Source organism: Streptomyces sp. NH27, from assembly GCF_056859195.1.
In genome coordinates, this window is the sequence record NZ_JACEGK010000582.1 from 1 (window position 1) to 4,750 (window position 4,750).

General features: G+C 70.8%; 5 protein-coding genes. 3 read left to right on the forward strand and 2 right to left on the reverse strand.

Annotation, left to right across the window (positions count from 1 at the left end):
• Positions 1 to 50: 50 nt before the first annotated feature.
• Entirely contained in the window at positions 51 to 845 is a 795-nt protein-coding gene (locus AC13HU_RS32395) for a sulfite exporter TauE/SafE family protein (protein WP_483045552.1), read from the forward strand.
• Between the two features lie 15 nt (positions 846 to 860).
• Here AC13HU_RS32395 and AC13HU_RS32400 read toward each other — a convergent pair whose 3' ends face one another.
• Together AC13HU_RS32400 and AC13HU_RS32405 are read right to left on the reverse strand one after the other, a co-directional pair.
• Positions 861 to 1,367 (reverse strand): HNH endonuclease, encoded by a 507-nt coding sequence (locus tag AC13HU_RS32400; RefSeq protein WP_483045553.1) that lies wholly within the window; start codon positions 1,365 to 1,367, stop codon positions 861 to 863.
• A 135-nt stretch (positions 1,368 to 1,502) separates the two neighbouring features.
• A complete protein-coding gene (locus tag AC13HU_RS32405; protein WP_483045554.1) occupies positions 1,503 to 2,045 on the reverse strand; it encodes a YbhB/YbcL family Raf kinase inhibitor-like protein in 543 nt (180 codons plus the stop codon).
• A 230-nt stretch (positions 2,046 to 2,275) separates the two neighbouring features.
• On the opposite strand from AC13HU_RS32405, the gene AC13HU_RS32410 reads away from it, so the two are divergent.
• Positions 2,276 to 2,914 carry a DNA-3-methyladenine glycosylase gene (locus AC13HU_RS32410; protein ID WP_483045555.1) on the forward strand — a complete coding sequence of 213 codons (639 nt, stop codon included), beginning with the start codon at positions 2,276 to 2,278 and terminating at the stop codon, positions 2,912 to 2,914.
• Between the two features lie 144 nt (positions 2,915 to 3,058).
• Positions 3,059 to 4,333 (forward strand): tyrosine--tRNA ligase, encoded by a 1,275-nt coding sequence (tyrS, locus tag AC13HU_RS32415; protein ID WP_483045556.1) that lies wholly within the window; start codon positions 3,059 to 3,061, stop codon positions 4,331 to 4,333.
• The last annotated feature ends 417 nt before the right edge of the window (positions 4,334 to 4,750 follow it).

Here is a 4,750-nt window from a genome sequence, read left to right on the forward strand (position 1 = left end):
CCCCTCGACCGTCAACGGCGGGGAGGACGCGCACAGATCATGGAGGGCCGATGTCGCCAGCGGAAGCCGTCGCCGTGCTCGCCGCCGGAATCGGCGCGGGCACCATCAACACCATCGTCGGCTCGGGCACCCTGATCACCTTCCCCGTCCTGCTGGCCGTCGGCCTGCCGCCCGTCACCGCGAACGTCTCCAACACCCTCGGCCTGGTACCCGGTTCGATCGCCGGCGCCATCGGCTATCGGCGCGAACTGGCCGGCCAGCGCGAGCGGTTGCTGCGCCTGGGCATCGTCTGCCTGATCGGCGGCTCGGCCGGCGCCATCCTCCTGGTCAACCTGCCGTCCAAGGCGTTCCACGCGATCGTGCCGGTGCTCATCGCGCTCGCCCTGGTCATGGTCGTCCTGCAACCGCGCCTGACCCGCGCCATCCAGGCGCGCCGGCAGCGCAGCGGGTCCACCGCCCCCGTGCACGGCGGGCCCGCCCTCCTGGTTGGCCTCCTCCTCGCCAGCGTGTACGGCGGGTACTTCGGTGCCGCGCAGGGGGTCCTCTACCTGTCCCTGATGGGACTGCTCCTCGACGACACGCGATGGGGGTACCCCCAGGCGGAGCTCTGGGGGAGGATCAACGGCCTGAAGAACGTGCTCGCCGCGATGGTCAACGGCATCGCCGCCCTGTTCTTCATCGTCATCGCCCACATGGACTGGGTCGCGGTCGCCCTCATCGCGGCCGGCGCCACCATCGGCGGGCTGATCGGCGCCCGGGTGGGGCGCCGCCTCCCGCCGACGGCACTGCGCGGCCTCATCGTCGCCGTCGGCATCGCGGCGATCGTCCAGCTCCTGCTGAAGTGAGCGCCGGCGGCCGTCTCAGGCCGCCGGCACCGCCAGCCACTCCGGCAGGTCCGCACGATCCCGGACACCCAGCGCCAGCAGCAACGCGTCGGCCGGTGTGGGCTCGAACGGCCGCACCAGCAGCCGCATCCCGGCCTGCTCCGGCGTACGGTCCGCCTTGCGCTGGTTGTCCTCACTGCACGCCGCCACCGTGTTCAGCCAGGTGTCGCCGCCACCGTGCGAGCGCGGCTGCACGTGGTCCACGGTCGTGGCCCGCCGCCCGCAGTACGCGCAGCGGTGCCGGTCACGCACCAGCACCCCCCGCCGCGACCACGGCGCCCGTTGTCGGAACGGCACCCTCACGTACCGGCACAGCCTGATCACCTGCGGCATCGGTATGTCCACCCGCGCCGCGCGGACCCGAAGACCGGGGTGGGCCTGCTCGACGACAGCCTTGTCCTGCATCACCAGCACGACCGCACGCCGCAGCGACACCGTCGACAGCGGCTCGAAACTCGCATTCAGCACCAGCGTCTCACGCATTTCCGCCCACCTCCCGGGGGCTTTCAGGTGGGACCACTGTGCCCTCGACGCCCGCGCCGGACAACGGAGTTTCCGGTTGGGCCGCCGGTTTGGCCGCCGGCTGGGTCCGCGGCTCGGCAAGGGCCGGAGCGGGCCTCAGCCCGCGTCGGCCGGCACCTCGTGGACGCCGATCAGCTGGGCCCGCGCCAGCGTGTGGAACCGGAGGTTGAAACCGACCACCGCGGGCGACGCGTCCGCGTCCGGCCCCAGCTTCTCCGCGTCCACCGCGTACACCGTGAACACATAACGGTGCGGACCGTCCCCGGGCGGCGGCGCGGCGCCGCCGAAGTCCCGGGTCCCGTAGTCGTTGCGCACCTGCACCGCGCCCGCCGGCAGCCCGGCGAAGTCCCCCGACCCCGCGCCCGCGGGCAGTTCCGTCACCGATGCCGGGATGTCGAACACCGACCAGTGCCAGAAGCCGCTGCCGGTCGGCGCGTCAGGGTCGTAGCACGACACCGCGAAGCTCCTGGTCCCCGCCGGGAACCCCTCCCACCGCAGATGCGGCGAGGTGTTCCCGCCCGCGAACACCTGGTCTTCCCTGAGCGCCGCACCCGGCGCCACATCGTCGCTGACCACCGTGAACGCCGGCACCGGCGGGTGGAAGTCATGGGGGAGCGGCCGTCGCGCTTGCTCGGTCACCTCGACACCTCCTGTTGGGAACGAAGCTTCCGACGAGAGCCGGGCTCCTGCCAGGAACCAGACCCCGCCGGGAACGGAACGAACTGGCCCCGAGCCTAGGGTGTGTCCGCACAGTCGCGCCGTCCGCCATGCGGGACCGTGTGGACACACCCCAGGACCTGTGGTGTGGATCTCCGCGGCGTCCGCGGCGCCCACCGGCGCCCCCGGCCGGTCCACTACGCTCCTGCCTCGTGATCACGCCACCCGAACGGACTCCGCTGAAGCGCTCGTTCTTCGACCGGCCCGTCCTGGAGATCGCCCCCGACCTGCTCGGCCGCACCCTCGTGCGCGCCACCGACGACGGCCCGATCGAACTCCGGCTCACCGAGGTCGAGGCATACGACGGCCCCAACGACCCCGGCTCGCACGCCTACCGCGGCCGCACCGACCGCAACGCCGTGATGTTCGGCCCGCCCGGGCACACCTACGTGTACTTCACCTACGGCATGTGGCACTGCCTGAACCTGGTGTGCGGCCCGGCGGGCAGCGCCAGCGGGGTCCTGCTCAGGGCCGGCCGGATCACGGCGGGCGCCGACCTCGCCCGCCCCCGCCGACCCACCTCCCGCAAGGACGCCGACCTCGCACAGGGACCGGCCCGGCTCGCCACCGCACTCGGCGTCGACCGCACCCTCAACGGCGCCGACGCCTGCTCCGCCGACGGTGGACCGTTCCGCGTCCTCACCGGTACCCCGCCCGACCCCGGCGCCGTACGCAGCGGTCCCCGCACCGGCGTCGGCGGCGACGGCGCCGCCCACCCCTGGCGCTACTGGATCGACGAGGACCCGACCGTCAGCCCCTACCGCGCCCACGCGCCGCGCAAGCGCGGATAATCGACTCGCCGGAAGCACGTACCCTCGGACACGCTGGTACCAGGAACCCGGACACCCCGGCGGCAGGCCGCCCAGGCGCTCGGCGACCCGAGCAACCAGGCACCGATCCGAGCAGGTCACACACCCCAAGGAGACATGGACACCGTGACGGACATCGTCGACGAGCTGCGGTGGCGGGGCGTACTCGCCCAGACCACCGACGAGGAAGCCCTGCGCAAGGCGCTCGCGGACGGTCCCCTCACCCTCTATTGCGGGTTCGACCCGACCGCGAAGAGCCTGCACGTCGGCCACCTCACCCAGATCCTCGCGCTGCGCCGCTTCCAGCTCGCCGGCCACCGGCCGATCGCCCTGGTGGGCGGCGCCACCGGCCTGATCGGCGATCCGAAGCCCAGCGCCGAGCGGGTGCTCAACGACGTCGAGACCGTCCAGCAGTGGGTCGGCGCGCTGCGCGGGCAGCTCTCCGCGTTCCTCGACTTCGACACCCCCGGCCCCACCCAGGCCGTGATGGCCAACAACTACGAGTGGACCGAGGGCATCTCCGCCCTCGCCCTGCTGCGCGACTACGGCAAGCACTTCAGCGTCAACCAGATGCTCGCCCGCGAGACGGTCAAGACCCGCCTCGACGGCGAGGGCATGAGCTACACCGAGTTCAGCTACGTGATCCTCCAGTCGCTGGACTTCCTGGAGCTGTACAAGGAGCACGGCTGCACGCTCCAGATCGGCGGCAGCGACCAGTGGGGCAACATCACCGCCGGCCTCGACCTGATCCGCCGCGTCCAGGGCAACCAGCCGCACGGACCCGCGCACGCCCTCACCCAGGTGCTGCTCACCAAGGCCGACGGCACCAAGTTCGGCAAGACCGAGGGCGGCGCCGTCTGGCTCGACCCCGAACTGACCACGCCCTACGCCTTCTACCAGTTCTGGCTGAACGCGGACGACCGTGACATCGCGCGCTACCTGCGCACGTTCAGCTTCAAGTCCCGCGAGGAGATCGAGGAGCTGGAGCGGGCGAGCGCCGAGCGCCCGCAGGCCCGGGCCGCCCAGCGGGCGCTGGCCGAGGAGTTGACGACCCTGGTGCACGGCGCCGACCAGTGCACGGCCGTGGTCGCCGCCTCCAAGGCGCTTTTCGGCCAGGGCGAGCTCGCCGACCTCGACGAGTCGACGCTCGCGGCCGCGCTGAGCGAGTTGCCGCACGCCAAGGTCACCGAACTGGCACCAGTGGCGGACCTGTTGGCCCTGGTCGAGCTGGTCCCGAGCAAGTCAGCGGCCCGCCGCACCATCAAGGAGGGCGGCGCCTACCTCAACAACGAGAAGGTGGCGGGCGAGGACGCCGTGCCGGCCCAGAGCGACCTGATCCACGGCCGTTGGCTGGTCCTGCGCCGGGGCAAGCGCAACCTCGGAGCGGTCGAACTGGCCTGACACGGCTGGAAATCCACGTTTGAGCGGCGACCGAACTTGACTCGGTCGCCGCTCGTGCGTAACGTAGTCCGAGTCGCCGAAACGGTGGGCCTGCTTCACACGAGGTTCCGCCGGCCGAGCGGCCACCCACTACTTATGTCGCCCCGATCTTCGGGTTGTTTTTTGGTGCGCCAAAATCCAATTCGAAGAAGCCGATTAGGAATCGGTCCGGGAACGGAGTACAGTAGTAAACACGAAGGGAAAGCCCGGAGGGAAAACCGGAAACGGTGGACCGAAGGAAGCTTCCGTTCCTTGAGAACTCAACAGCGTGCCAAAAGTCAACGCCAGATATGTTGATACCCCGTTCCGATCGGTTTCGATCGGGATGAGGTTCCTTTGAAGAAAAATACACAGCGAGGACGCTGTGCACCCGGGGAT

Excerpts from the sequence above, each read along its gene's own strand:
- AC13HU_RS32395 (WP_483045552.1), top strand. The coding sequence starts at position 51 with ATGTCGCCAGCGGAAGCCGTCGCCGTGCTCGCCGCCGGAATCGGCGCG.
- AC13HU_RS32400 (WP_483045553.1), bottom strand. The coding sequence starts at position 1,367 with ATGCGTGAGACGCTGGTGCTGAATGCGAGTTTCGAGCCGCTGTCGACG.